This is a genomic window from Microbacterium enclense (genome assembly GCF_001456955.1).
Taxonomy (GTDB): domain Bacteria; phylum Actinomycetota; class Actinomycetes; order Actinomycetales; family Microbacteriaceae; genus Microbacterium; species Microbacterium enclense.
In genome coordinates this window covers 162,685-187,175 of record NZ_KQ758471.1, presented here as the reverse complement: position 1 = coordinate 187,175, position 24,491 = coordinate 162,685, and the positions used below count along the sequence as shown (strand labels likewise).

At 72.4% G+C, this 24,491-nt stretch carries 27 protein-coding genes and 1 pseudogene; 10 read left to right on the top strand and 18 right to left on the bottom strand.

The annotated features are described in order from the left end of the window. Positions 1 to 46: 46 nt before the first annotated feature. The gene (locus AS029_RS11010) at positions 47 to 355 is read right to left on the bottom strand and encodes a hypothetical protein (RefSeq protein WP_139168092.1); all 309 of its coding nucleotides are present in this window, start codon (positions 353 to 355) and stop codon (positions 47 to 49) included. A 213-nt stretch (positions 356 to 568) separates the two neighbouring features. Continuing rightward, positions 569 to 1,039: a hypothetical protein gene (locus tag AS029_RS11005; protein WP_058232642.1), complete on the bottom strand. Its 471-nt coding sequence runs from the start codon at positions 1,037 to 1,039 to the stop codon at positions 569 to 571. A gap of 152 nt (positions 1,040 to 1,191) precedes the next feature. Here AS029_RS11005 and AS029_RS11000 point away from each other — a divergent pair, with 152 nt between their 5' ends. Then, positions 1,192 to 2,184 (top strand): aldo/keto reductase, encoded by a 993-nt coding sequence (locus AS029_RS11000; RefSeq protein WP_058232641.1) that lies wholly within the window; start codon positions 1,192 to 1,194, stop codon positions 2,182 to 2,184. A 151-nt stretch (positions 2,185 to 2,335) separates the two neighbouring features. Here the strand turns inward: AS029_RS11000 and AS029_RS10995 are convergent, their stop codons facing one another. The 4 genes from AS029_RS10995 to AS029_RS10980 form a co-directional block, all read right to left on the bottom strand. Continuing rightward, positions 2,336 to 2,788 (bottom strand): SRPBCC family protein, encoded by a 453-nt coding sequence (locus AS029_RS10995; protein ID WP_058232640.1) that lies wholly within the window; start codon positions 2,786 to 2,788, stop codon positions 2,336 to 2,338. Positions 2,789 to 3,048: 260 nt separating this feature from the next. Further along, positions 3,049 to 4,257 carry an NAD(P)/FAD-dependent oxidoreductase gene (locus AS029_RS10990; protein ID WP_058232639.1) on the bottom strand — a complete coding sequence of 403 codons (1,209 nt, stop codon included), beginning with the start codon at positions 4,255 to 4,257 and terminating at the stop codon, positions 3,049 to 3,051. Positions 4,258 to 4,326: 69 nt separating this feature from the next. Further along, positions 4,327 to 4,653: a DUF7882 family protein gene (locus AS029_RS10985; protein ID WP_058232638.1), complete on the bottom strand. Its 327-nt coding sequence runs from the start codon at positions 4,651 to 4,653 to the stop codon at positions 4,327 to 4,329. Positions 4,654 to 4,762: 109 nt separating this feature from the next. Continuing rightward, entirely contained in the window at positions 4,763 to 5,695 is a 933-nt protein-coding gene (locus AS029_RS10980; RefSeq protein WP_058232637.1) for a helix-turn-helix transcriptional regulator, read from the bottom strand. Between the two features lie 179 nt (positions 5,696 to 5,874). Between AS029_RS10980 and AS029_RS10975 the strand changes: the two genes are divergently transcribed. After that, on the top strand, positions 5,875 to 6,234 hold the full coding sequence (locus AS029_RS10975) for a hypothetical protein (protein WP_058232636.1): 360 nt from the start codon (positions 5,875 to 5,877) through the stop codon (positions 6,232 to 6,234). A 64-nt stretch (positions 6,235 to 6,298) separates the two neighbouring features. Here AS029_RS10975 and AS029_RS10970 read toward each other — a convergent pair whose 3' ends face one another. The 4 genes from AS029_RS10970 to AS029_RS10955 all read right to left on the bottom strand — a co-directional run bounded on the left by AS029_RS10970 (position 6,299) and on the right by AS029_RS10955 (position 9,147). Further along, a complete protein-coding gene (locus AS029_RS10970; protein WP_074615921.1) occupies positions 6,299 to 7,339 on the bottom strand; it encodes a glycosyltransferase family 2 protein in 1,041 nt (346 codons plus the stop codon). Beyond that, positions 7,339 to 7,539, bottom strand: a complete 201-nt coding sequence (locus AS029_RS10965) for a CDGSH iron-sulfur domain-containing protein (protein WP_058232635.1) — start codon at positions 7,537 to 7,539, stop codon at positions 7,339 to 7,341. Before AS029_RS10965 ends, AS029_RS10970 begins: the two co-directional genes overlap by 1 nt. After that, a complete protein-coding gene (locus tag AS029_RS10960) occupies positions 7,536 to 8,582 on the bottom strand; it encodes an iron-containing redox enzyme family protein (protein WP_228375935.1) in 1,047 nt (348 codons plus the stop codon). The genes AS029_RS10965 and AS029_RS10960 overlap by 4 nt, the downstream gene beginning before the upstream one ends. Before the next feature lie 109 nt (positions 8,583 to 8,691). Continuing rightward, entirely contained in the window at positions 8,692 to 9,147 is a 456-nt protein-coding gene (locus AS029_RS10955) for an Hsp20/alpha crystallin family protein (protein WP_058232634.1), read from the bottom strand. 254 nt (positions 9,148 to 9,401) lie between these two features. On the opposite strand from AS029_RS10955, the gene AS029_RS10950 reads away from it, so the two are divergent. Together AS029_RS10950 and AS029_RS10945 are read left to right on the top strand one after the other, a co-directional pair. Next, the gene (locus tag AS029_RS10950; RefSeq protein WP_058232633.1) at positions 9,402 to 10,283 is read left to right on the top strand and encodes a manganese catalase; all 882 of its coding nucleotides are present in this window, start codon (positions 9,402 to 9,404) and stop codon (positions 10,281 to 10,283) included. Positions 10,284 to 10,300: 17 nt separating this feature from the next. After that, positions 10,301 to 10,846, top strand: coding sequence for a DUF2231 domain-containing protein (locus AS029_RS10945; RefSeq protein ID WP_228375934.1), 546 nt, complete (start codon positions 10,301 to 10,303; stop codon positions 10,844 to 10,846). Positions 10,847 to 10,913: 67 nt separating this feature from the next. Here the strand turns inward: AS029_RS10945 and AS029_RS10940 are convergent, their stop codons facing one another. Next, entirely contained in the window at positions 10,914 to 11,831 is a 918-nt protein-coding gene (locus tag AS029_RS10940; protein ID WP_058232632.1) for an SDR family NAD(P)-dependent oxidoreductase, read from the bottom strand. A gap of 234 nt (positions 11,832 to 12,065) precedes the next feature. On the opposite strand from AS029_RS10940, the gene AS029_RS10935 reads away from it, so the two are divergent. From AS029_RS10935 to AS029_RS10915, 5 genes are all read left to right on the top strand, one after another. Further along, positions 12,066 to 12,827 carry an MBL fold metallo-hydrolase gene (locus AS029_RS10935; protein ID WP_058232631.1) on the top strand — a complete coding sequence of 254 codons (762 nt, stop codon included), beginning with the start codon at positions 12,066 to 12,068 and terminating at the stop codon, positions 12,825 to 12,827. Between the two features lie 23 nt (positions 12,828 to 12,850). After that, complete coding sequence (locus AS029_RS10930) at positions 12,851 to 13,999, top strand: zinc-dependent alcohol dehydrogenase (protein ID WP_058232630.1); 1,149 nt, start codon at positions 12,851 to 12,853, stop codon at positions 13,997 to 13,999. Positions 14,000 to 14,013: 14 nt separating this feature from the next. After that, a complete protein-coding gene (locus AS029_RS10925) occupies positions 14,014 to 14,574 on the top strand; it encodes a hypothetical protein (RefSeq protein ID WP_058232629.1) in 561 nt (186 codons plus the stop codon). 106 nt (positions 14,575 to 14,680) lie between these two features. Beyond that, complete coding sequence (locus AS029_RS10920) at positions 14,681 to 15,520, top strand: UbiA family prenyltransferase (RefSeq protein WP_058232628.1); 840 nt, start codon at positions 14,681 to 14,683, stop codon at positions 15,518 to 15,520. Between the two features lie 171 nt (positions 15,521 to 15,691). Next, a complete protein-coding gene (locus tag AS029_RS10915; RefSeq protein WP_058232627.1) occupies positions 15,692 to 17,950 on the top strand; it encodes a discoidin domain-containing protein in 2,259 nt (752 codons plus the stop codon). 14 nt (positions 17,951 to 17,964) lie between these two features. Here the strand turns inward: AS029_RS10915 and AS029_RS10910 are convergent, their stop codons facing one another. From AS029_RS10910 to AS029_RS10900, 3 genes and pseudogenes are all read right to left on the bottom strand, one after another. Continuing rightward, positions 17,965 to 19,092, bottom strand: coding sequence for an FAD-dependent oxidoreductase (locus tag AS029_RS10910; protein WP_228375933.1), 1,128 nt, complete (start codon positions 19,090 to 19,092; stop codon positions 17,965 to 17,967). Between the two features lie 169 nt (positions 19,093 to 19,261). Further along, positions 19,262 to 19,963: pseudogene (locus AS029_RS10905) on the bottom strand (methyltransferase domain-containing protein); the annotation flags it as partial. 2 nt (positions 19,964 to 19,965) lie between these two features. Continuing rightward, on the bottom strand, positions 19,966 to 21,060 hold the full coding sequence (locus AS029_RS10900) for a type III polyketide synthase (protein WP_058232625.1): 1,095 nt from the start codon (positions 21,058 to 21,060) through the stop codon (positions 19,966 to 19,968). Between the two features lie 191 nt (positions 21,061 to 21,251). Between AS029_RS10900 and AS029_RS10895 the strand changes: the two genes are divergently transcribed. After that, complete coding sequence (locus AS029_RS10895; protein ID WP_058232624.1) at positions 21,252 to 21,584, top strand: hypothetical protein; 333 nt, start codon at positions 21,252 to 21,254, stop codon at positions 21,582 to 21,584. 57 nt (positions 21,585 to 21,641) lie between these two features. Here AS029_RS10895 and AS029_RS10890 read toward each other — a convergent pair whose 3' ends face one another. The 4 genes from AS029_RS10890 to AS029_RS10875 all read right to left on the bottom strand — a co-directional run bounded on the left by AS029_RS10890 (position 21,642) and on the right by AS029_RS10875 (position 24,386). Continuing rightward, complete coding sequence (locus AS029_RS10890) at positions 21,642 to 21,833, bottom strand: DUF2795 domain-containing protein (protein ID WP_058232623.1); 192 nt, start codon at positions 21,831 to 21,833, stop codon at positions 21,642 to 21,644. Positions 21,834 to 21,855: 22 nt separating this feature from the next. Further along, positions 21,856 to 22,695 carry an SDR family oxidoreductase gene (locus AS029_RS10885; RefSeq protein ID WP_058232622.1) on the bottom strand — a complete coding sequence of 280 codons (840 nt, stop codon included), beginning with the start codon at positions 22,693 to 22,695 and terminating at the stop codon, positions 21,856 to 21,858. 104 nt (positions 22,696 to 22,799) lie between these two features. Then, positions 22,800 to 23,996, bottom strand: a complete 1,197-nt coding sequence (locus AS029_RS10880) for a glycosyltransferase (RefSeq protein WP_058232621.1) — start codon at positions 23,994 to 23,996, stop codon at positions 22,800 to 22,802. A gap of 204 nt (positions 23,997 to 24,200) precedes the next feature. After that, positions 24,201 to 24,386: a hypothetical protein gene (locus AS029_RS10875; RefSeq protein WP_058232620.1), complete on the bottom strand. Its 186-nt coding sequence runs from the start codon at positions 24,384 to 24,386 to the stop codon at positions 24,201 to 24,203. Between the last annotated feature and the right edge of the window lie 105 nt (positions 24,387 to 24,491).

The following is a 24,491-nucleotide window of genomic DNA, read 5'->3' as shown; positions in this document are numbered from 1 at the left end:
TGCGGTGGCCGATCGCGGCCGATCGCCGCCTGGGACGCGGTGACTGTCAGATGAGGTCGTAGGGGCTGTCGCCGTCGTAGGTGATCGGTGCGCCCGCGCCCCAGCTCTCGTCGCCCTGACCATCCGCGCCGTCGATGTCGAGGTGGACGGTCTTGGCGGCGATGGTGACCGTCGATGCGGGCGTGATGAGGAAGCTGAGGCGCTGGCCGTCGTCGATGGTGACGTCGACGAACCCCCCGCCGCTGCGCACCTGGTGGGTGATCTCCGCCTTGAGGTCGTCGACGTGCTCCGTGGGCGCGAGCGCGTATGTCACACCGCCGACGCTGATCATCAGCCGTTCGATGGAGGGGGACATGCACACGACGCTAGATACCGTGTGGGGGTCTCGGTCACCCCGTTGCGCCGACGTGTCCGGTCGTTCACACTGCGCACGGCGGGGTCGGAGAGGGGGAGCGCCCTCGAACCCGGGCAGGGGTGCGACCTCGCGGGTCCGCACCCCTGGGCAGCGGCGCGTCCCGGCCGGCCGGCGCGGCGGAACCGACCGGAACGCGTCTTCCGGGGCGGGCGATCAGGCGTCTTCGGGGTCGGGGAGGTTCTGCGCGATCCGGCTCGACGCGGCGGAGTCGCGGCCGACACCGGGCTGGAACTTCGCGATGGGGTCGTCACCGTCGACGTGCGGCTCGCCGCCGCCGTCCGCCGGCGGGGGAGACGCGGGGGTGCGGTTGTCGGTCTCGACCGCGTCGTGGTCGGGCCGTCCGGTGTCTTCCGTGTGCCGCGACGTCGAACCGTTCTCGCCGCGCGCGTCGTCGGTGCCCCTCTCCGTGAGGCCGTCGGCCGCCCGCGTGCCCACGCCGGGCAGGTCGTTCTGGCTCGAGATGCCCTGGATGCGCGCTTCGTCGTCGGCATCGATCTCGGCGGCTCCGACGGCTCCCGTGTCGGCTCCGGCGGCGCCCGCGGGGACGTCTGCGGCAGCGCCCTCGGAATCGGGGACGATGTTCTCTTCGTCGGCTCCGGGGAGCCGGTCGGCGGGAGTGTTCATGGCGGTCCTTTCCGTGGGTGTGCCGCCACGCTAGGCGCGGCGTCGACGAGGCGACCCGGGGTTGCGCTCGGGCGGTGGGCGCTTCACGCGTGACGCGCCCCGGGGTCGGAGGTGCTGGTTAGGCTCGGAGCACGCTTCGAAAGGAAACCGCAATGCAGCAGCGCCCTCTCTCCCGTACCGGCCGTGAGGTCTCGGCCATCGGCCTCGGCACCTGGCAGCTCGGCGCCGACTGGGGCGACGTCAGCGAGAGCGACGCCCGCGCCGTGCTCGCCGCCTCGGCCGAGGCGGGCGTCACGCTCTTCGACACCGCCGACGTGTACGGCGACGGCCGGTCGGAGCAGATCATCGGCGCGTTCCTCAAGAGCCCGGATGCCGCGGACATCACCGTGGCGACCAAGATGGGCCGCCGCGAAGACCAGGTGCCCGAGAACTACGTCATGGAGAACTTCCGCGGGTGGGTCGACCGTTCGCGGCGTCTGCTCGACACCGAGACGCTCGACCTCGTGCAGCTGCACTGCCCGCCCTCGGCCGTGATCGACGACGACGCGACGTGGGATGCCCTCGACCAGCTGGTGTCGGAGGGCGTGATCGCCGCGTACGGCGCGTCGGTCGAGACCATGGACCAGGCGCTGTCGGCTCTGCGGCGTCCGAACCTGACCAACCTGCAGATCATCTTCAACCCGTTCCGCCTCAAGCCGCTCGACGAGGTGCTCCCGCTCGCCGCCGAGAAGAACGTCGCCGTCTTCGCGCGCGTTCCGCTGGCCAGCGGCCTGCTGTCGGGGAAGTACTCGCGCAACACCACGTTCGCCGAGAACGACCACCGTTCCTACAACCGCAACGGCGAGGCGTTCGACAAGGGCGAGACGTTCTCGGGCGTCCCCTTCGACGAGGGGGTGGCGGCGGCCGACGAGCTGAAGGCGTCGCTCCCCGAGGGCGTGACGCTTCCGGCCGCGACGCTGGCGTGGATCGCGTCGCGCGAGGGCGTGACCTCGGTCATCCCGGGGGCCCGTTCCACGGCGCAGGCCGAGGCCAACGCCGGCGCGGCCGACCTGCTCGACGCAGGCTTCGACCCCGACGCGTTCGACGCCCTCGTGCGCGACGTGTACGACCGTCGCCTGCGGTCGGAGATCCACCCGCAGTGGTGATAGGTCGCGGCGGGGCCGCGACGGCATCCTGATCGAGAGACGGCATCCGCCAAACGTCTCTTCGGGGAGATGCCGTCTCGGTGCCCCCGCGGCCGGGAGCGACGAAAGCCGGGCCCGTGGACGGGCCCGGCTTTCGTGAGAGGGGGAGACGTCAGCTGACGTCGCCGCGCCAGGCGCCGGACTCGGCACCGCGCGACTCGATGTACTCCTTGAAGTTGTCGAGGTCCTTCTTGACCGAGTGGTCGTCGGCCCCGAACGCGGCGCCGAGCTTCTCGAGCACGCCGGTCGGCTCCCAGTCGATCTGCACGGTGACGCGCGTCTCGTCGTCGGACAGGCGGTGGAACGTGACGACACCGGCGTGGTTCTCGTCGCCGCCCACGCTGTTCCACGCGACGCGCTCGTCGGGGTGCTGCTCGGTGATCTCGGCGTCGAACTCGCGTTCCGCGCCGCCGATCTTGACCTTCCAGTGCGTCAGGGTGTCGGTCTTCTGCGTAATCGACTCCACGAAGCTCATGAAGTGGGGAAACTCCTCGAACTGCGTCCACTGGTTGTACGCGACGCGGACGGGAACGTTGACGTCGATGGTTTCGATGACCTGTGCCATGGTGTCCTCTTTTCGTGTGGCTTCCGGGGCGTTCCCCAGTCTTCGCGCCTTGTCGCGACCACGCCCCCGGGGTTGAGGGATCGGCGTCGGTGCCCTATAGGCGCGGTCTCCTCCCCGTGAGAAACGCGGTTCGCGGCGAGAAACGCGATGCGAGGGCGTTTCTCGCCGCGGATGACGTTTCTCGCGGTGTGCGGGCGGGCGGGCGCCGACACCGGGGTGCAGCACGCCCAGGGGCAGGGGTGCCACGAGAGGCCGGCGGGTCAGGCGCGGCCGCGCAAGATCAGGTGCCAGTAGACCCAGGGGAGGATGCGGCGGTCGGCGATCCACGACAGGCGGCGCTCGCGGTACAGCGAGCGCCAGAACGGGATCGTCGGCTGCAGCTTCCCCGCGCGGTCGAACTCGGCGAAGACCACCGTGCCGCGCGACACCGTGAAGGGCACGACGCTGTAGCCGTTGTAGGTCGCCGTCGGGGCGCGCCCGGCGAGAACGGCCTTCATGTTCTTCACCAGTGCCTTCGCCTGCTGGCGGATCGCACCGCCCGACCGGCGGGTGGCGACGGTCGCCGCGTCGCCCACCGACCAGATCTCCGGGTGCCGCACGTGCTGGAACGTCTCGGGATCGACGTCGACGAAGCCGTGCGGGTCATCGGATGCCGCCAGCCCGCTGCCCGCGATCCACTCCGGTGCCCGCTGGGGCGGAACGGCGTGCAGCACGTCGTACGACAGCGTTTCCGAGGCCGCGCCGTGCCCGATCACGAGCGTGCCGGCTGCGGCATCCACCGATCGGAGCTCCCGGCTGTAGCGCACCTCGATGCCGTACTCGTCGAGCTTGCGCTGCAGTTCGCGGTCGATGGCGGGGATGCCGAAGGGCACGGGATCGGGGCACACGAAGACGACCCGGATGTCGTCGCGCACTCCGATGGCGCGCCACCAGTCGCACGCGAGGTACATCGGCTTCTGCGCCGAGGCGCCGCACGACGCGGGCTCCGGCGGCTGCGTGAAGACCACGGTGCCGGAGCGGAGGTCGCGGAGCACCGGCGAGGCCTTCGCCGCCAGGTCGAAGTCGTAGTTCGAGATGCCGGTGGGCGCCGCCATCGCGTCGGGGAGTCCCGGAACCTGCTCCCAGGCCATGCGCATGCCGGCGCACACCACCAGTTGGTCGTACTCGAGCTGCCCGCCCGAGACGAGGTGCACGCGGCGGGTGTCGGCATCCACCGTGAAGACCTCGTCGTGCAGCCACCGCACCCCCGGAGGGGTGACGTCGGCCTGCGAGCGTACGGCCTCGGAGGCGCGGGCAGCGCCCCCGGCGATGTGCGATTGCAGGGGCGCGAACACGTGCCGTTCGCGTGGTTCGATCACCGAGATCTCGCCGGCGCGGGCACGATGCAGGCGGCCGGCCACCGAGAGCCCGGCGTTGCCGCCGCCGATGACGACGATGCGCGGCGGCGCGGCGGAGCGGGGGTCAGTCATGGGGGATCCTCTCGTCTCCCTCACGCTCACCCGCCGCCCGCCACCGCGCCAGCGCCTTGACAGGGTGGGTCAGGCGAACGACTCGGGCGAGACGGTGTCTTCCGACGGCTCCGGCACGACGTACAGGCCGGTGGGGGAGTTGGCGGTCGACATCAGCGCTTCGAGCCACGCGCGGTTCAGGGCCGGGGGGCGCCCACCGCTGAATTTGAACACGAGGTTCGCGCGCGGGTGCACCCACACCGAGGTGCGGCCGCCGCCCGTGCTGAGGTCGTCTTTCCAGACGAAGTAGAACGGCTCACCGCGTCGCAGCTTGTTGCCGACGACCACCTGCAGGTGTGCCAGCAGACGGTCTTCGAAGTCGTTGCGGATGCCGCCCTCGTAAATGAACTTGCCCACGTGTTCCTCCTGCGGGCACGGTGCCCAACCTTCTTACTGTGCAAGCGCTGTGAGGCACCGGCGAGGAGCCGACACCCTCGGCGCAACGGTGGCACCGAAGGCGTGCGGCTCACGACATGCGGATCACCTGCGCCGGATTCTGCCCGTAGTGCTCGCGGTGGTACCGCGCGAAGCGCGACGCGCTCGAGAACCCCCAGCGCCGTGCCACCTCGGCCACCGACACCGCGGTGCCGGCGCGCAACTCGTCGTGCGCGGCGCTGAGGCGCACCCGCCGCAGGTACTCGGTCGGTGTCGTGTCGAGCTCGCGCCGGAACGCGTGCTGCAGTCCGCGGGAGGAGATCCCGGATGCCGCGGCGATGTCCTCGAGCGCGAGCGGCTGCTGTGCGTGAGCCTCGATGTGCGCAATCGCGCGGCGCACCGTGCGCGGAGCGGCCGCGCGCTGGTGGGCGCGGGCGACGGCCTCGACGTACGGGGTCGAGAAGGCGGAGAGCGTCGTGATGAGCGCGTGGCGCCGCATCTCTTCGGCGAGGATGTCGTCGTCGTGCGCGGCACCGAGCGAGGCGGACACGTGCGCGAACGTGCGTTCCCACTGGGTCGCGGCGTCGCGGCCGCGCGGGGACGGGTCGATGCGTCGGAGCACGAGACGATCGTCGCCCGAGGCCACGCGGGCGACGCGTTCGGCGTCGGTGCGGTCGAACACGAACGCGCGTACGCGCGCGGAGCCCGTCCAGTGCGCCTCGGTGCGGCCGTCGGACGCGAGCCAGGGGCGACGCGGGTCGAGCGGGCGACCTTCGGCCTCGAGGCGTACGTCGTCGCCAATCATGCGACAGGCCATGATCTGGTCGTCCATCAGCACGGAGGAATGCACGGATGCCGTCAGCTCGTACGACACCACCGAAAACCGCGGCAATTCGACCGAGTTCCAGGTGAACGCGACATTGCGCGGGTTGACGCGTTCGAAGCGGGCACTGGGGACGAAGCGCTTCCAGACGCGATCGACGTCGTCGATCCCGCGTGAGCGCACGGTCAGGACATGTCCCATGATCTTCCTTTCGCCGCGGCGAGGTGCGGCTTTCGTCGTGGGGGCGTCGGAGGCTCGGCATCCGTCGCCGGTCGTCGGGGGTGAGGCGTGTCAAGGGGCGGGCCGGTGGCCGGCTGGGCGTGTGGGATGAGAGCACCGCCGATTCCGGTGGAGACCCTCGTCCGACGGAAGGACCCCCCATGAGCGACGCCTCGATCGACCCGAACCGCGCCTCGACGAACCCCGCCACCGACGTGGGTGTCGCGGGCGTCCAGCCCCTGCGCGACGGCGACACCTCCATCGAGCCCGACCCCGCGCTCGATCCGGCGCAGGCCGAGTGGGACGCGACCACCGCCCTCGATGAGGGCGCCGAACCCGGCGACGTCAACCCGGCCACCGCCACGGGCGCCGACCCGGCCGAGATCCCCGCCGACGACAGCGACATCCCGCTCGAAGACATCCACGCCCTCGCGACCGGCACGGACTCGCAGGGCGAGGACCCGGGCGTGGTCGAACTCGGCGAGGAGGGCCAGGGCGACCTCGCTCCCGAAGACCTTTGACGAACCCGCGGCGTCCCGGGAGCCCGTCGCGGTCACCGGGACGCCGCGTGCGCGAGCGGAGAGCCTATGCATCGGTCGCCTCGCCCTGCAATTCCCCTGGGCGCGGCAACGCGCACGGCGTGGTCGTGTCGACCCCGGCAGGCTGTTGCGCACGGATGTGGTCGACGGACCGACGCCGCAGCACGCGCAGCGGGGTCGCTGCCCGCAGCACTCGACGCCCCGCGTAGGGAACGCCCCCGGTTGCGCGCATCGCCAGGGCGATCCAGCTCGTGACCGCCCGCTCGGCGGCCCACAGCGGTGCCCAGAGCGCGGCGGTGCGGGCGAAGACGGCGCCTCCACGAGCACGCCGCCGCCCGACCTCGGCCGCACCGACGGCGATGGTGGCGGCCAGACACAGGATGCCGGGATGCCGACGCAGCGCGAACGCCGTCGGCGCCACGGCGAGCTCCAGCGCCAGGCGCCGCGGCTGCGCGAGGCTGTCGTACGCCTGGCGCACTCGTTGCGACCAAAATCGTCGCGCGCTCGGCGGCCGGCGCACGACGTACAGGTCGTGGCAGTGACGCACGCGGCCGCCGCCGGCACGCACCGTGCGTTCCATCTCGAGGTTCTCGAACAGTGCGTCGACGCCGTAGCCGCGGGGGAGCGCGCTGCACCGCAGGGCGTAGGTGCCCGGGTAGTCGCCCGTCGTCGCGCGGTTGACGAGTGACCGCGCGGTGTCCCAGCGGGCGTGCCAGGGCCGCGGCTCGAAGACGTTCTGGGGGGCGACGAGGTCGGCATCCCGCATCTCGTACAGCAGCGCCCGCAGCGTCGCGCGGTCGTGGCGCACGTCGTCGTCGGCGGTCACGACGATCTCATGGCGGCTGGCCCTCAGCCCGCTCAGCACGCCCCGCGCCTTGCCGTTCACACCCTCGACGACCGATGGCGGGAGGTGACGCACTCCGGCGGGGAAGGTCCGCGCGTGCGCGGCGAACAGCGCGGCGTCGGATCCGTCGACGACGGTGACGTCGATCCACCGCTCCAAGCGCGTCAGGTAGGCGGTGAGCTCGTCGAGCCCGGTGTCGTCGGTCCAGCGCAGCGGCAGGATGTACTCGGCATCGAGGCGCATCAGTCGTCGGTGCGGAAGCCGGATGCCTTGTGCGTGCCGTCGCAGAACGGCTTGATCGTCGACAGCCCGCACCGGCAGAGGGCGACGGTCCGGCGCGTGCGCACCACCTCCCGTCCGTCGCTGCTTTCGATCCGCGCGTCGCCGCGCACGAGCAGCGGCCCGTCGGGGTAGGCGGTGATGGTGACCGGGGTCTCGCTCATCGACCGGCCACCTGACGCAACGACGATTCGCCGCGCGACCAGGCGTCGAGCATGTGGCGCCCGACGCGGTCGTCGACCTCGAGGCAGGCGGCCGCGCCGAAGACGATGTCGGCGAGCAGGTCGGGACGGTCTTCGGCGAGGGCTCCGGCGAGGTCGCGGCCGGCGATCTGCTCGTGCACGGCGTCGGCTTCGACGTGCTCGTCGAAGTACTCGCAGACGTCGTCGCCGTACCCGAGGCGTCGCAGCCCTTCGGAGTAGAGACGGTTGGGGATCGAGGAGGTCATCTCGAACGCCGCGAGATGCCCGACGATCGCGCCGAGCAGACGCCGGTTCAGGCCGAACATCGACATCGTGTTCAGCGAGGCCAGCGTCACGGCGGGCACGTCGTCGATGTAGGTGCCATAGACGTCGTCGAGTCCCGCGCCGCGAACGGCTCGTGCGAAAAGGGCGGCGTGCACACGGTCGGGCCGGCCGCCGCCGTATTCGTCGGACTGGATCTCGACCAGCGCCGCCTTCGGGCGTCCGCTCAGGCGGGGGATGGCCCACGAGTGCGGATCGGCCTCGCGCAGCGTGTACACGGTGCGGTGCACGAGAAACTCGCGTGCCTGGTCCACGGTGGCCTTGCGCGCGAGGAAGCGCGACAGGCTCGGTCCGCCCTCCGCGCCGGTGAGGCTGAAGAGCGCGCGGGCCACGGCATCCGCGGTCGGCTCGGGAAGGGTGGGCACGACGACGCTGCGCCGCAGCGACCGCTCGAACGCGTCCTCGATGACCCGGCGCGTGGCGATGAGCGCGGGGTCCCATTCGAGGTCGGCGCGGAGGGCCTCGATCGACCCGTACGCCGAGGCGTACAGGGTGAAGAGGGCCAGCTGCAGGTCGTCGTCGCGCTCGATGTCGACGGATGCCACGACGGCAGCGTCGGCGAGGGCGGTGTGCGCTGTGGCGGTGCCGTCGACGAGGTGCTGGAGGACCGCGGCGCTCACCGGCCCTCGCGCGCGGAACGGCGCGGCGACGGCGGGCGCGGCGGTGGTCAGGGTGGGGGGCACCCCCGCACTGTGCGGTCTCGGCCGCGCCCGCGCACAGACCCTTGACAAGATCGGGGGTGCGCACCGAGGGAGCAGCCCCGGGTGGGACCGCTCCCTCGGTGGTGTCGGCTCACTGCTCGATGAGCTGCGGGGTGCTCTCGTGCGCCTCGATGACGCCGTCGTGCTCGTCGGTCGAGACGGCGATGCGGCGTGGCTTCGCCTTCTCGCTGACCGGGATGGTCACGCTCAGCACGCCGTTGCGGTACGAGGCGCTGATGCGGTCGGTGTCGATGCCCTGCCCGAGGTTGAGCTGACGGACGAAGGATGCCGTCTCGCGCTCGCGCGTGATCCACTTCACGCCGTCGCCGCTGCCGAGCGTGCGCTCGGCGCGGATGGTCAGCAGCTGGCCGTCGACGTCGATGTCGACCGAGCCCGGGTCGACCCCCGGGAGGTCGGCGGCGAGCACGTAATGGTCGCCGTCGCGGTAGAGGTCCATCGGCATCCGTCGCGGACCGCCGCCGCGGCGCGCGTCGAGAAGGGTCGACGCGAGGCGGTCGAGGTCGCGGAAGGGGTCGTAGGTGGCCATGGTCGTTCTCCTTATCGATCGGTCGGGACGTGGCATCCCGATGGTTCGGTGAAGTTGAGTACTGTCGGCTCAACTGCGTTCAGATTAGCACTCTCGATGGGAGAGTGCCAAGACCCGGGCGCGCGATTGTGACGCCCTCGGCGACGCGCCGCAACCCCCGTGCCGAGCCCCCTGTCGCGGACGTTTCGTAGCGTCACGCGTCGCCGCGGTCGTCCGACCGCCCGTCCCCTCGAGCGGCGCGGTGAGGAGAGACGATGTACTTCCACCGGCAAGAGCTCCAGCACTCGGCCACCCCCGAGAAGCCCGACGCCGTCTACGCCCGCAAGCTCCAGGAGGTGCTCGGCGGCCAATACGGCGAGATCTCGGTCGCGATGCAGTACCAGTTCCAGGCGTGGAACATGCACATGCCCGGCAAGTACCGCGACCTCGTCTTCGGCATCGGTGCGGAGGAGATGGGCCACGTCGAGATGCTCGCGATCATGATCGCCCAGCTGCTCGAGAAGGCCCCGCTCGGCATCACCGAGGAGGCCGTGCAGAACGACCCCACCGTCGCCGCGGTCATCGGCGGCACCGACATCCAGCACGGCATCGTCGCCGGAGCGGGCGCGCGCCCGGTCGACTCGATGGGCAACCCCTGGCAGGGCAGTTTCATCACGGCCAGCGGCAATCTGCTGGCCGACTTCACCGCCAACGCGAACGCCGAGATGCAGGGTCGTGTGCAGGTCGCGCGGCTCTACCACCAGACCGACGACCACGGCGTGAAGGACCTTCTCGCCTTCCTGCTGGCGCGCGACACGATGCACCAGAACCAGTGGATGGCGGCCGCCGCCGAATTGCAGGAGGAGGGCCTCGAGAAGCTCCCCGTGCCCAGCAACTTCCCCCTCGACAAGGAGGACCGCGACGTGGCGTACCAGTACATCAACTTCAGCGACGGCAAGAAGGCCGGCGACGGCTCCTGGGCGTCGGGTCCGACCCCCGACGGCAAGGGCGAGTTCTCGTACCTGCCCGAGCCTCCCGCGGGCGTGCCGATGCCCCCGCCCACCCACCCCGACGCGCGGTTCTACGGCACCACCGAGCTGCCGAACACCGTCGAGAAGCTCGCCGGACGCGCGCAGGACGCGCTGCACAAGGAATGAGCGGGGCGGATGCCGCGGTGCCGGGACCCTCGACGGTCTCGGCACCGCGCAGCGGAGCGAGCTTTCCCGCGATGCGCGCGGCGAAGGTCCCGCGCGCGATCGTGGCCGGACCCTACGGGCACCCGTTCCACCCGGTCGCGGTGACCATTCCCATCGGGGCGTGGTCGTCGAGCCTCGTGTTCGATCTGCTCGGGCTCGCCGCCGATGACCCGCGGGCATTCGCGACGGGCTCGAGGTGGCTCATCGCGATCGGGCTCGGTGGGGCGGTCGGCGCCTCGGTGCTCGGGCTGCTCGACATGTCGCGGATTCCCGCCGGCACGCCCGCGCGGCGCACGGCGCTCGTGCACCTCGTGCTCAACGTCACCGCGATGGTGCTCTTCTCGCTCAGCCTCGTGCTGCGGATGCTCGATCTCGCCCGCGTGCCGGTCGTCGCGTTCGGGCTCAGTGTGATCGCCTCGCTCGGTCTGAGCGTGTCGGGGTGGCTCGGCGGCAAGCTCGCCTACCGCTGGGGCGTGCGCGTCGCCGACGAGAACACCCAGCGCGAGGGCTTCGAGGCGGCGTGACGCGGCAGGTCCCTGAGCCTGTCGAAGGGACCGGTACCCGCCGTGGGGCCGGAAGGCGCTGACGGGCTCAGCCTCCTGCGACGGAACTTCGGCGCTCGCGCGGCCGCCGCAGCGGAACCCGTCCCCACCCGCCGCTCACCGCGCCGGGGTCGTGCTGCGCGTCGAGCACGGCGCCGGGCGTCGGTGCGGCGTGCCGCCGGCGCAGGCCGAGCAGGTGCTGCAACGCACGGATGAACCGGTCGTACACGCGAGGCGCGAGGAACTGCAGCGGACGCGTCACGAACTGGGCGGCGCCGACTCCCACCTCGTGCCGCCGTCCGCGCGCCACCCGCACGATCGCCCGCGCGACGCGATCGGCGGCGACCACGGGCGGCAGCGGGAACGCGGTGCGGCCGGTGTAGTTCGCCGCGCGCTGGTAGATCGGGGTGTCGATGCTGGCCGGCAGCACGATCTTGATGCGGATGCCGCGATGCGCGAGCATCTCCTGGCGCAGCGACCGGGTGAAGCCGAGGAGTCCGTGCTTCGCCGCGACGTACGAGGAGACGTACGGCCCCGCGACCTGGGAGTACAGCGAGCCGACGAACACGAGCGTGCCGCCGCCCCGGGCGCGGAAGTGGGGGATGACGGCCCGCGCCGCGCGCATGTGGCCGACGAGGTTGGTCTCGATGACGCGGTCGCGCACGGCATCCGGAGTGTCTTCGACCGAGCCGTACGAGAAGACGGAGGCCGAGGCCACCCACACGTCGATGCGCCCGAACCGGTCGATGGCGGCGTCGGCCGCCCGCTCGGGCCCGTCGGGCAGGGCGAGGTCGATCGACACCGTGTGCACCTCGGCGCCGCGGGCCCGGCAGTCGTCGGCGGCGGATGCCAAGGCCACCTCATCGCGGGCGACGAGCACGAGCCGCGAGCCCTTCTTCGCGAAGCGCAGGGCCGCGGCGCGGCCGATGCCGCGAGAGCCCCCCGTGACGACGACGACCTGGCGCATGCGTTTCCTCTCGACCGTGGCCCACGGGACGGTGGACCCCGACGGACGCTATGCGGGTGCGCGACGGATGCCGCGGGGGTTGACGCGCGGGCGGGCGCGGGCGGCGCGTCGCGGACGGGGGTTCGCGCATCGCGCCACGCACCGCCCGGCACCGACGCGTCGCGCGATACCGCCGCCGTCCCCGCCCCGCAACCCCGTGGTGAGACCGTCGCACCCGCGCGGAAGGTGGCCCGCATGAGAGCGAACGGGTCATCGGGCGATGGCATCCGCGAGGTCGCCGACGGCGTCATGATGATCACGCGCGCCGTCACCAACAGCTACGTCGTCGCCACCGACGAGGGGCTCGTGCTCATCGACGCGGGGCTCCCGCGCAGCTGGTCGTTGCTGGTCGAAGCGCTCGCGGCCGTCCGGGGCGCCCCCGGCGACCTCGTGTCGGTGTACCTCACCCACGGGCACTTCGACCACGTCGGAACGCTCGAGCGTCTGCAGCGCGAGCACCACGTGCCCGTCCACGTGCACGCGGCGGATCGGCCGCTGGTGCGGCATCCGTACCGTTACGACCGCGAATCGCCGCGCACCGCCTATGCCCTGCGGCATCCCGGCGGGTTGCCCAGCCTGGCGCGGATGACGTTCGCGGGCGCACTGGGGGTGCACGGCGTCGACGCGGAAGGAAGCATCGTGCCCGGCACCCCCCTGCTCGGGGGACTGGTGCCGATCGCGACTCCGGGGCACACGTACGGCCACGTCGCCTTCCACCTGCCCGACCGCGATGTCGTCTTCACCGGTGACGCCCTGGTGACCTTCGACCCCTACACGGGGGGTTCGGGGCCGCAGATCGTCGCCCGCGCCGCCACCGCCGACAGCGACGCCGCCCTCGCGGCGCTGGCAGCTCTGACCGCCACCGCGGCCGCGACCGTGCTCCCCGGACACGGCGATGCGTGGGTGCACGGCATCCGCGATGCCGTCGGCGGAGCGCTCGCGCGGGGCGCGCACTGACCACGAGACGACAGGAGACGACAATGCGAGCGATGACCTACCGCGGGCCGTACAAGGTGCGCGTCGAAGACAAGCCCGATCCTCGCATCGAGCATCCGAACGACGCGATCGTGCGCGTCGAGCGGGCGGCCATCTGCGGCTCCGACCTGCACCTGTACCACGGCATGATCCCCGACACCCGGATCGGCCACACCTTCGGCCACGAGTTCATCGGGCGGGTGATCGAGGTGGGATCGTCGGTCGAAAGTCTCTCGGTCGGCGACCGGGTCATGGTGCCCTTCAACATCTCGTGCGGCACGTGCTTCTTCTGCGCCCGCGGGCTGTTGAGCAACTGCCACAACGTCAACGCCAACGCCACCGCGCTCGGCGGTATCTACGGGTACTCGCACACCGCGGGCGGCTACGACGGCGGCCAGGCCGAGATGGTGCGCGTGCCCTTCGCCGACGTGGGGCCGCGGGTCATCCCCGAGTGGTTGCACGACGAGGACGCGCTGCTTCTGACCGACGCCTTCTCCACCGGCTACTTCGGCGCCCAGCTGGGCGACATCGTCGAGGGCGACACCGTCGTGGTGTTCGGAGCGGGTCCGGTGGGGCTGGCCGCTGCGCGCTCGTCGTGGCTCATGGGGGCGGGGCGGGTGATCGTCGTCGATCAGCTGCCCGAGCGCCTCGACAAGGCCCGCACCTTCGCCTTCGCCGAGACGCTCGACTACCGCGAGCACCGCGACATCGTGGTCGAGCTGAAGAAGCAGACCGACCACATCGGGGCCGACGTCGTGATCGACGCGGTCGGCGCCGAGGCCGACGGACACTTCCTGCAGCACCTCACCGGAGCGAAGCTGAAGCTGCAGGCGGGGTCGCCGGTGGCGTTGAACTGGGCCATCGACTCCGTCCGCAAGGGCGGCACCGTCTCGGTCATGGGCGCCTATGGTCCCCTGTTCAGCGCCGTGAAATTCGGCGACGCGATGAACAAGGGCCTGACGATCCACACCAACCAGGCGCCGGTCGCGCGGCAGTGGCCGCGCCTGCTCGAGCACATCCAGGCCGGACGCATCTCGCCCCGCGACATGATCACGCACCGCATCCCCCTCGAGCACATCGCCGAGGGATATCACATGGTCTCGGCGAAGATCGACGGCTGCATCAAGGCCGTCATCGAGCCGCCCGCCGCCTGAGAGGAGCCGTCATCATGGCCTACACCGCCGACAAGCCCACTCCGCCCCCGACGGCCGAGGAGCTGCGCGCCCGCATTCCCGGCTGGGGCGCCGACCTCGACCCGGCCGACAGGCCCTCGTTCCCCAAGGAACAGGCGCAGCAGCTGGGCGCGCACTGGTCGTTCCCCGATGAGCAGCCCGAGCCCGCCGAAGGACGCGAACGCTCGATCGAGCACGGCCGCCTCACGCCGGTCTTCGGCACCGCCCAACCGCTGCACGGTGCGTCCGGCGCGATCCGCGGCTACGCCTACGCCCGGTTCAGCGAGGCGCGCGCCGCGCACTGGCTGCTGCTGCTCGCGGCGGATCGGGTGGATGCCACGGGCGCGCATCTGCGGTCGCTGGTGTCGCGGCATCCCGATAATCCGCTCACCGAGACCGGCATCGCGGCCGAACGGCGCTGGTCGCCGTGGGGCGGACGCCGCGGTCGCGTCGACGCGCGTCACCAGTGGATCGACCCGCTGCTCGTGGCGGGACCGTGGGTGCTGGGCGCGGCGGGGGTCGTGGCCGTGGCGCGCCGCCTCCTGCGTCGCCGTTGACGCCCGCGGGGCGGGTGCGGGGTCGTCCTGCGGGCGCCAGGATGGCGCGTGGGGGTCCGTCGCGGCCGCTGTCGGGCGACGGCGCCGCGCGCGGTAGCGTCGACGGATGACGGATGCCACGGCCACACCGCGCGCGAGAGCGTCGCTCGTTCGGTCTTTATGGGCATCGACCCACCCGGGCCCGACGGTCGTGGTCACCGTCCTCTCTCTCGCGCTCGGTGTCGCGGCGGGTGTCGAGGCCGTGCCCCTCGGCCTGCTGGTGGCCGCGGTCTTCGCCGGGCAGGTGTCGGTGGGGTTGTCGAACGACGCCATCGATGCGGCGCGGGATGCCGCCGTCGGCCGGACCGACAAGCCGATCGCCGGCGGGCGGGTCACCGCCGGTCGGGCCCTCGCCGTGGCGGTGGGCGCCGTCGTCGTCGCCCTCGGACTCTCACTGCCGCTCGGGCCCGGCCTCGTCGCGGCCCACGCGATCGCCCTCGCCTCGGCGTGGGCGTACAACGCGGGGCTGAAGTCGACGCCGCTTTCGATCGCGCCGTTCCTGCTGAGCTTCGGGCTGTTCCCCTCGTTCGCGACCCTTTCGACGGCCACGCCCGCGCTCGCCGCACCCTGGGCGACGGTCGCCGGCGCGGCGTTGGGCGCGGCCGTGCACCTGACCAACGTCGTGCGCGATCTCGACGACGACCGCCGCACCGGCGTCCGCGGTCTCCCGCACCGCCTCGGTGCGCGGGCGTCGGTGCTGCTCGCCGCGGTGGGGATCGTCGTCGGTGCGGTCGCGGTGCTTCTGGGCGCCGAGGCGACAGTGCTCGGCATCCCGTTCTTCGTCGCTGTCGTGGTCGTGGCGCTGGCGACGGCCGTGCTGGTGCTCGTGCGACCCCCGGGTCGGGCCGTGTTCCAGCTGACAATGTTCGCCGCCCTCCTTCTCGCCGCCCAGCTCGTCGTCGCCTGAGCCTCGCCGCGAACGGGGTGCGCACCTCGCGAGTGATGAGCGCCGTGTCCGGAGCCCGACGCCCACTGCCGCCCGAGGAAAAAATTCTGCCCATCTCATCAATGTTCTCGCTAACATCAGGTGACCCAGCGTCGGGGAGTTCGACCCGCGGGGGCTCCGATCAGAAGGACGATGATGCGACGCACCGCTCTGCTCTCCGCGACCCTCGCCGGTCTGCTCCTGCTGCCCACCCTCATCGCCGGGGAGCCGGCCGCGGCGGCTCAGGCGGCTCCGCCGGCCGTCGACGCGCCGTCGCCCGATCTGCCGCAGACGGCCCCGTATTCCGAGCCCACCCTCATCGAGCCCGAGGCCGAGGCGACCACGCGTCAGGCGGCGCGCACTCTCGCCGCCGACTTCATCGACGTCGACATCCCGAGCAGGGCCGAGATCCGCGACCACCGCGTCACGATCGCGCTCGTCGCGCCGCAGGGCACCGCGCCCGGACGCTTCACGACCGCCGACGCCGTCCGCTCACTGCAGATCGTCGACGGCTTCTACGATCGCGAGACCGGCGGGGCGATCCGCTTTGCGCTGGAGCGCGTCATCGACTGGCAGAGCGTCGACGAGCCGATCGACTGCACCGACACCGGGGGACTGCACGACTGGCTCAGCCGGAAGACGGGGTGGACGCCGGGCCCCGGCAAGCACCTGGTGGCGATGGTGCCGGAGGGCGACCCGTGCCCGGGCTGGGCCAACGGAGAGCAGCCGGGCGACCCCGACGACGGCGGACGCACCTTCCAGCCGGGGCCCGACGCGTACCTGCTCGCTCACGAGCTGGGACACAATCTGTCGCTGCCCCACGCCTTCAGCGTGCAGTGCGGCACGTCGCGTGACTACCCGTCCGGCTCCCTCCCGGCCGACTGCCGGCGGGAGGAATACGGCAATCGCACGGACGTGATGGGCGACTCGTGGTCATTCCTTCCGCTGTCGGCACCCACGCTCGCGCGGTTGGGGACTCTTCCCCACACCCGCCAGCCCGTCTGCGGCGCTCCGCGCACGACGGTGCTCGACACCCTCGGTGCCGGCACCGCCGGGCAGCGCGCCTTGACCTGGACCGACCCGCAGGACTCGTCGGTGCGCTACTGGCTGCAGTACAACGACCGCGCCGACACCACATCCGACGGGGGCGCCTACCGGAGTCCCTGGGCGGTCGCCCGCACCGTTTCCGGCGTGCAGGTTCTGCGCTCCAACCCCGACCAGCCGTACGCCGGCGATCTGCTCGAGCGGCCCGGCGACGCGAGCGAGGCGAACGAGTTCATCGTGGCGGGCGAGACGGCGGCGTTGAACACCGGTATGTCCGTGCGCGTCGACCGTATCGACGCAGCCACGCGCCGCGCCACGGTGACCGTCACGGTGCCCTGCACGGAGTACGTCGGCGACATCGCGTCGCTCGCCTCGACGACCTCGGCGTCGTACACCTCGCCCTGGACCGCCGCGGAGTCGGCCGTCGACGGGGACTCGGGGTCGGTCTGGGGCACCTGGCCGCGCGTGGGGGAGCAGTCGCTCGAACTGCGCTGGCCGTCCGAGGTCACGGTCGACAGCGCGTCGGTGCTCTTCGCCTCCGACGCCGCCGACTCGGAGGGGCGGGGTCTCATCCCCTCCCGCTCCTGGCGTGTGGAGTATCGCCTCGGCGATTCGTGGGCGCCCGTCGCCGGAGCGGCCCCGGCGCAAGGGGGTCGCGACCGTGACGTGTTGAACACCATCACGTTCAGGCCTGTCGCGACGACCGCTCTGCGCCTGGTCTTCACCGCCTGGGGCGCGAACGAGTACGAGGGCTCGACAGGAGTCGCCGAGGTCGCCGTCAACGCGGTCGCTCCGGCCGCCACGCTGGAGGCGCGCGGTTCGACGCAGTCCGTCCCGACGGCGACCACGTCGGCTCTCGGTTACGCGGTCGTGGTCCGCGATGCGCGCGGCGGTGTCCTCCCCGGCCGTGTGGTCGACTTCACGGTGACCGGGGCGGCGACGTTCGAGGCGGGCGCGACGACCGCTTCCGTCCTCACGGGCTCGGACGGCACGGCCCTCGCGCCGAGCATCCGCACCGGCACGACTGCGGGAACCGCCTCCCTCGTCGCGCGTACGGGGGCGCTCGCCGTCGATCTGCCCGGCGTCACGGTCATGGCGGGCGCGTCCGGCACGGCGAAGGCGTCGACACGCGTCGTCGCCGGCACCGTCGTGCTCGTGGTCACCGCCGTGAACACCGGGGTTGCCCCGGCCGACGTGAACATCGTCACGCCGTACGGCACCGCGTCGGCGGAACGGGTGGCGCCGGGCAAGACGGTGACGAAGCTCTTCTCGACGAGAAAGGCCAGCATCCCCGCGGGGACGGCACAGGTCACCGTGACCTCGAACGGCGGCCAGGTCACCATCCCCGCGCCGTACCCACGCACCTGAGTGAAGGCCCCCGGTCAGGTCCCCGGAGCCGCGCGGTCGAGACGCATCGCGTAGGCGCGGGTGAACACGGCGCCGCCCGGGCCCCGCAGCAGCGCCCGCAGCGCGCCGGTGCGCACGGCATGCGGGGCCGGGCCCGCCGCCCGGCCCAGCACCGTGTTGAGGAACGCCAGTCGCGCCGCATGTCGCGCCGACGCGAGCCGGTCGCGCTCCCACCGGGCGAGTCCGGCGTCGTCGCCCCGCCGCACCCACGGCGCCAGCAGCGGCGCGAGGGTGAGAGCGTCGAGCAGGCCGAGGTTCATGCCCTGCCCGCCGATGGGGCTCACTTCGTGTCCCGCGTCGCCGACCACGACGATGCGACCCCGCCGCAAGGCCGGCGCGACCGCGCGCCGCACGCCGAACGTCGAGGCATCCGCGATGTCGACCTCGACCCCCGTGCGCAGGGCGACGGCGTCGCGAAGGAACGCATCGGCATCCGTCACCTCGTCGGACCCGGCCCACGCCACCAGCCGTCGTCGACCGCCGGGCAGCGGGAACGACTCCACCACGCCCCCGCGCTCGAGGTGCACGCGCGCCACCGGACCTCCGGATGCCATGACGTCGGCCATGACGTAGCGATCGGGGTAGTGGTGGGTGCGCACGGCACCCGGCCGGTAGACCAGATCGCGCCCCGCCCATCCGGATGCCACGACGACGACGCCCGCCCGGATCTCGGCCGGTCCGTCGGGTCCGGACGTCCGGGCGTGCACCCCGTCGCCGTCGTGCTGCAGCGCCGTGACGGTGACCCCGCGGCGAACCGGCGGGGCGAGCGCGGCGAGCACCCGCATCGTGTCGCTCTGCGGAAGGGCCGCGACGTACGGATGCCGGGCCCGCACGCGGTCGAAGCGGATCTCGGCGAGCATCCGGCCGTCGGCCCGCGCTTCGCCGCGGTCGATGCGCACCGCCTCGGCGCGCAGGCCGTCGGTCGCCCCGCACGCCTCGAGAAGCGAGAGGGCGGGGGAGTGGATGCCGATCGCCCGCGTGCCGCCTCCGGTATCCCCCCGGCGCTCGACGACCCCGACGTCGACACCGCGCGCGCGAAGGTCGGCCGAGAGCGCCAGGCCCACAGGACCCGCGCCGACGACGAGCACCTCAGGCATCGGCATCCGCCCCGTCTGCGGCGCTCCGGTTCTGTCGCGGCGAGACGGCGGAGCCTGCGCCACGGGTCGAGACCGTGGCATCCGCGCGACCGGTCGTCGACTCGCCTCCGCCGTGGCCCTCCCGACGAGAGGATGCGACGACGTCACCTGCCCGGCGCGAGGCGACGACGCCTGCCCGTCCACGCGCCACGGCGAGCACTCGGAACGGCGCGGGAGTCTCCACCCGCCACGGCGCGCCGAGGGCCGCGGCCAGCTCCCCCGCGCGGTAGCTGCGCCGGATCGAACGCAAGCCGTCGACGCGCAGGAACGTCCCCGCCGACAGCGGCGCGATGCCGACCGCGTAGAGGCCGTAGGCCAGACGCCCGCGCGCGATGTCGGCGTGCAGCACGGTTCCGCTCGACAGGGCCAGCGAGTCGTCGGTGAAGGTCCGCAGCGCGTCGGCGTCGAGGTGATGCAGCACATGGTTCGACACGACGAGGTCGAAGCGCTCGCCTGCCGCCAGCAGCTCGCGCGAGTCCCGGGTCACGAACCGCACGCCGGGTCGTCCGCGCTCCCGGGCCGCGGCGATCGCCCGCGGATCGGGATCGGCTCCCACCCACTCGACGTCGAGACCGTCGCGCGCCGCGAGACCGGCGAGGCGCACGACGACATCGCCCCCGCCGCAGCCGAGGTCGAGCACGCGGGCGGGGCGACCGAGGGCGCGCAGCTCGGGAGCGACACGCGTGCGGTAGACGTGCCCCCACGCCGACACGAGCCGGTTCACGACGTCGAACCGCCGGTAGGTCGCGGCGAGGGCGCGCGGGTCGCAGTCGGGGTCGTCCATCAGCTCGCGCAGCGCCGTGTCGCGCCGCGAGAGCCCGGGTCGGCGCGCGGCCACGCTCACCCCGCCGCGCGACGCACGGTGATCTTCGCCGCCTCGACGGTGAGCCCCGGTCCGAACGCCAGGGCCGCGATGCGGTCGCCCTCGACACGGGCGGCGTCGGCCAGCAGGTCGCGCAGGATGAACAGCAGCGTCGCGCTCGACATGTTGCCGTGTCGGCGCAGCACGTCCCGCGAGGGCGCGAGAGCCGTGGCATCCAGTCCGAGGGCGTTCTCGACGCGGTCGAGGATGCTGCGCCCGCCCGGGTGCACCGCCCACGCGTCGACCCGGTCGAGCTCTCCCACGACGTCGGCGGCGATGGCGGAGATCTCCCGGCCGATGATGCGCGGCACCTCGGGCGTGAGGGTCATCTCGAAGCCCGAGTCGCCCACGGTCCAGGCCATGTCCTTCTCGCCCTCGTCGGTCACGTGCGTGGCGAAGTCGTCGAGGTCGAGGCCGTCGTGCGAGGAGTCCCCGGATGCCACGACCGCGGCCCCCGCACCATCGGCGAAGACGGAGGCGGCCACGATCTGATCCGGATGCGACGAGGTCTGCCAGTGCAGGGAGCACAGCTCCGCACAGGCGACGAGCACCACCGCGGCGGGGTCGGCGCCCACGATGCGCGCGGCCAGACGCAGCGCGGGGATCGCGGCCGCGCAGCCGATGAAGCCGAGGTGGTAGCGCTCCACGGTCGGCGACAGACCGAGATCGCGCACGAGGTGGTAGTCGGGGCCGGGTGCGAACATGCCGGTGCACGACACCGTCACGACGTGCGTCACGGCATCCGCTTCATACCCGGAGCCGGCGAGGGCCGCGCGCGAGGCCTCGGCGAACAGGGCGGGCGCGGTGCGGCGATACTCGTCGTTGCGGGCGCCGGTGGGCGGCATGAGCAGGGTGTCGCCGTCGCGCACGCCGAGCCCGTCGGCGGCCCGCCCCGCCAATTGCGGCAGCACGACGTGCCGTGTGTCGATGGCTGCGGCGTCGAAGGCCGCCCCCACCAGCCGCTGGCTCTTGCGGTCGAAGCCGGGCTGCGCGGCGAAGAGGTCGCGCAGAGTGGACTGCTCCACGCGCGTGTCGGGCAGCGCCGTGCCGATCGAGAGGATGCGCGCGGTCATGCCCCACTGTAGGCACGGCATCCGACACCCGGCGCGGGGATGGCGCGCCGGGTATCCGGCGTCTATGGTGCCGCGAGGCCGTCGCCCGGCGGCGGCTCCCGGGTCGACGAGCACGGCCCACCTGTCAACCCACTCGGACACGCGGTCCGCACGGGCCTACGGTGGCGCTTCCCCCGTGAAAGGACGCCGCCATGACGGGTCACTCCCACACCGACCCCACCCGGGTGACGAACCAGAGCGCCGTGCAGAACCCCAACCGCAAGGTCTGGCTCCTGGCATCCGGGTTCCTCGCCCTGATCTCGATCGTGTTGTTCGCGTTCTCGATACCGATCGTCGCCGCGTGGGCGTGGATCGGCATCGCGTTCCAGGTGGCGATCTTCGCCGCGCTGCTCGCCAACGGCTTCACCGGGCGCCGGAGTTCGTACCAGGGCTACATCTTCGCCGTGCTGATGTGCGTGCAGGCGGCGGTGGCACTGCTGGTGATCGTGGTGATCGCGGTCGCCGCGTGGCTGCCGACGAGCTGAGCTCTCACGACGAAGCGCCGCCCGGCTGTGCGTCGGGCGGCGCTCGTGCGTACGGGGTCAGTCGCGCAGCGCGCTGCTGACCTCGGTCGGGCTGTCGAACTCGTCGGTCTTGGCGTCTCGAAGGCGCGCGAGCAGTTCCTCGGGCGCGCCGTTGTCTTCGGCGATGCCGATGAGCTCGTGCCGGCCGACGGGGTAATCGACTCCGGCGAGGTACTTCTGCAGTTCGATGGCGTCGGGCAGTTCGGCCACGGTGTTTCTCCTTCGGTAGGGGTCAGAGGATGGGCTTGCCGCCGGTGACGGCGACGCGGGCGCCCGAGACGTAGCTGGCCTCGTCGGAGGCGAGCAGCACGTAGACGGGCGCGAGCTCGGCGGGCTGCCCGGGGCGGCCCATCGGCACCTGCTCGCCGAAGCTCTCGACCTTCTCCGGCGGCATGGTCGCGGGGATCAGGGGTGTCCACACCGGTCCCGGTGCGACGCTGTTGGCCCGGATGCCGCGCTCCGCCAGCAGCTGCGCCAGAGAGGCCGTCATGTTGGCGATCGCCGCCTTGGTCGCCGCGTACGGCAACAGCTGGGGCGACGGCATGTCGGAGTTCACCGAGCTCGACGCGATGATCGACGCGCCCTCCTCGAGGTGCGGGAGCGCGGCCTTGACCAGGTGGAAGTAGGCGCTGACGTTCGTCGCCCAGGTGTAGTCCCACTCGCTGTCCTCGATCTCCTCGAGGGTGTCGTGACTCATCTGGAACGCGGCGTTGACGACGAGCACGTCGAGCTTCCCGAGCTGCTGAACGGTCTGCGCGATCAGGTCGCGGCAGTGCGCGGGGTCGGAGACGTCGCCGGGGAGCAGGATGACGCGACGGCCCGCGTCCTCGACGAATCGCCGGGCCTCCTCGGCATCCTCGTGCTCGTTCAGGTACGCGATGGCGACGTCGGCGCCCTCGCGGGCGTAGGCGAGGGCGACGGCCTTGCCGATGCCGCTGTCGCCGCCGGTGATGAGCGCGACCTTCCCCTCGAGCCGTCCGGAGCCGCGGTAGGTCTCGGCGCCGTAGTCGGGTCGCGGGTCCATCTCGTGGTCGGAGCCGGGCACCTCTTGCTGCTGGGCGGGTTGTGACATCTCTGCCTCCTCGTGGTCGGGGTCGGGCTCACCACCCCACCCGTCCGCGGCGGATCGCGCACGAGGGTTGACAGCCGCCGGCCCCCGCCGGGAGGCCCGCCCGCTCAGGCCGCGAGGGCGCGGGGCATCAGCAGTCCCGCGATGGCATCGCGGTAGTCGTCGATCATGCGGCGACGGTCGAGCCGGGCGCGCGCGTCGAGGGCCGCCGCGCGCAGAACCGCTCGGCGATCGAGCGCATCGGTCCACGCCGCACCGATGGCATCCTCGTTCCGCGGGGTGACCAGGCCGAAGCCCTGCACCACGCGCGCGGCGTCGCCGACGTCGGTGGTCACCGGGATCGCTCCGGATGCCGCGCCCTCGGCGAGACAGAGCGGGGAGGCCTCCCCGTAGGCGCTGGTGAGGGCGACGACATCGGCGGCGCGGTACAACGCGGGCATGTCCTCGCGCAGACCCAGGGCGTGCAGCGGCACGGCGGCATCCACTCCGCTCTCGGCCCGCAGGGCGAGGAACGCCGGGTTGGCGGGCGTCATGCCGGATCCGCAGACGATGTAGTGCGCCCCGGGGGCACGGCGGGCGTGCTGCGCGACGGATCGGAGGAAGAGCCCGGGGTCCTTCATCGCGTCGAACCGCGCGGCGAGCATGACGACATCGGCGGCCTCGGGGATGCCGAGGCCCGCGCGGATCCGCCCGCGCTCCGCGCGCGTGCCCGGGCGGAAGCGCCGGGTGTCGATGCCGTTGTCGATCACCCACGAGTTCTCGCCGGCGACACCCGCGCGGGCGTAGGCGAGAGACGTCGAGTCGGCGCACGCGATCGTCGCCGTCACGGCGCCGGAAGCGGCGGTGTCGCACAGCCAGCCGAGAGCAGGACCGGAATGCGCGGGGTCGGAGCGGTGCAGACACGCGGCGATCGGGCGGTCGGGCAGCAGGCCCGCGCGCTCCAGGGCGACGACGAGGCTCAGGGGCTGCTCTTTGAGCGAGAGGATGACGTCGGCCTCGGCGAACAGCACCGCCGCGCGGGTCAGCTCTTCGAACGAGAAGTCCTCGGGCGCGAGCGGGCGGTCGCCGGCGACGCGGTCGAACGTGTCGACGGCGACGCCCGCCGTGTGCAGCCGGCGGAACCGGGCGTCGTCGCGGGCGAATTGCACAGACGCGTCGCGGCGCGCCGCCGAGGTCAGCGAGAGCACGCGGTGCTGTTGTGCGCCGCCGCGAGCCAGCCCCGCGACGACGTCGGAGTGGAGGATGCGCGCACCCCCGGCGAAGAAGCCTTCGTACAGCGACAGCACGCGAACGGGTCGGGTCATCGGGCGCCTCCGGGGTGGGGATCGAGCACCGCGGTCGCGGTCGTCCCATGCTGGAGGCTCGACCCCGGGTCGTGGGTTACGCCCGGACGACCATCGAGTGAACGCGAGCGCACGACCGGCCGTTCGCGGACCGGCCCCGGAAAACACGAACCGACGCGCCGACTCAGGGGGTGGGAGTCGACGCGCCGGGGGGAAGGGCCGGGGTCAGGGTCGCGGTGCCGCCGCCACCCGGTCGCTCAGGTCGCGCGTACGCGACCAGAACCAGCGGGGCGCGGTGCGCGTCTGCGGCTCTTCGGTCGAACGGGGCACGATGCCGTTGCCCATGGCCGTCGACATCGCGATGCTCCACACCGAGCCCGCCTGCTGACCGCTCTGCTGTCCGTAGATCATGGTGCTCTCCTTGCTCCTCGTCTCCCGACGGGCCGTCCGCCCGTCTCCCGACGCCGGCTGTGCATCAGTCCTATGCCCCGCCGACACCGCGCAGGACCCGCTTGA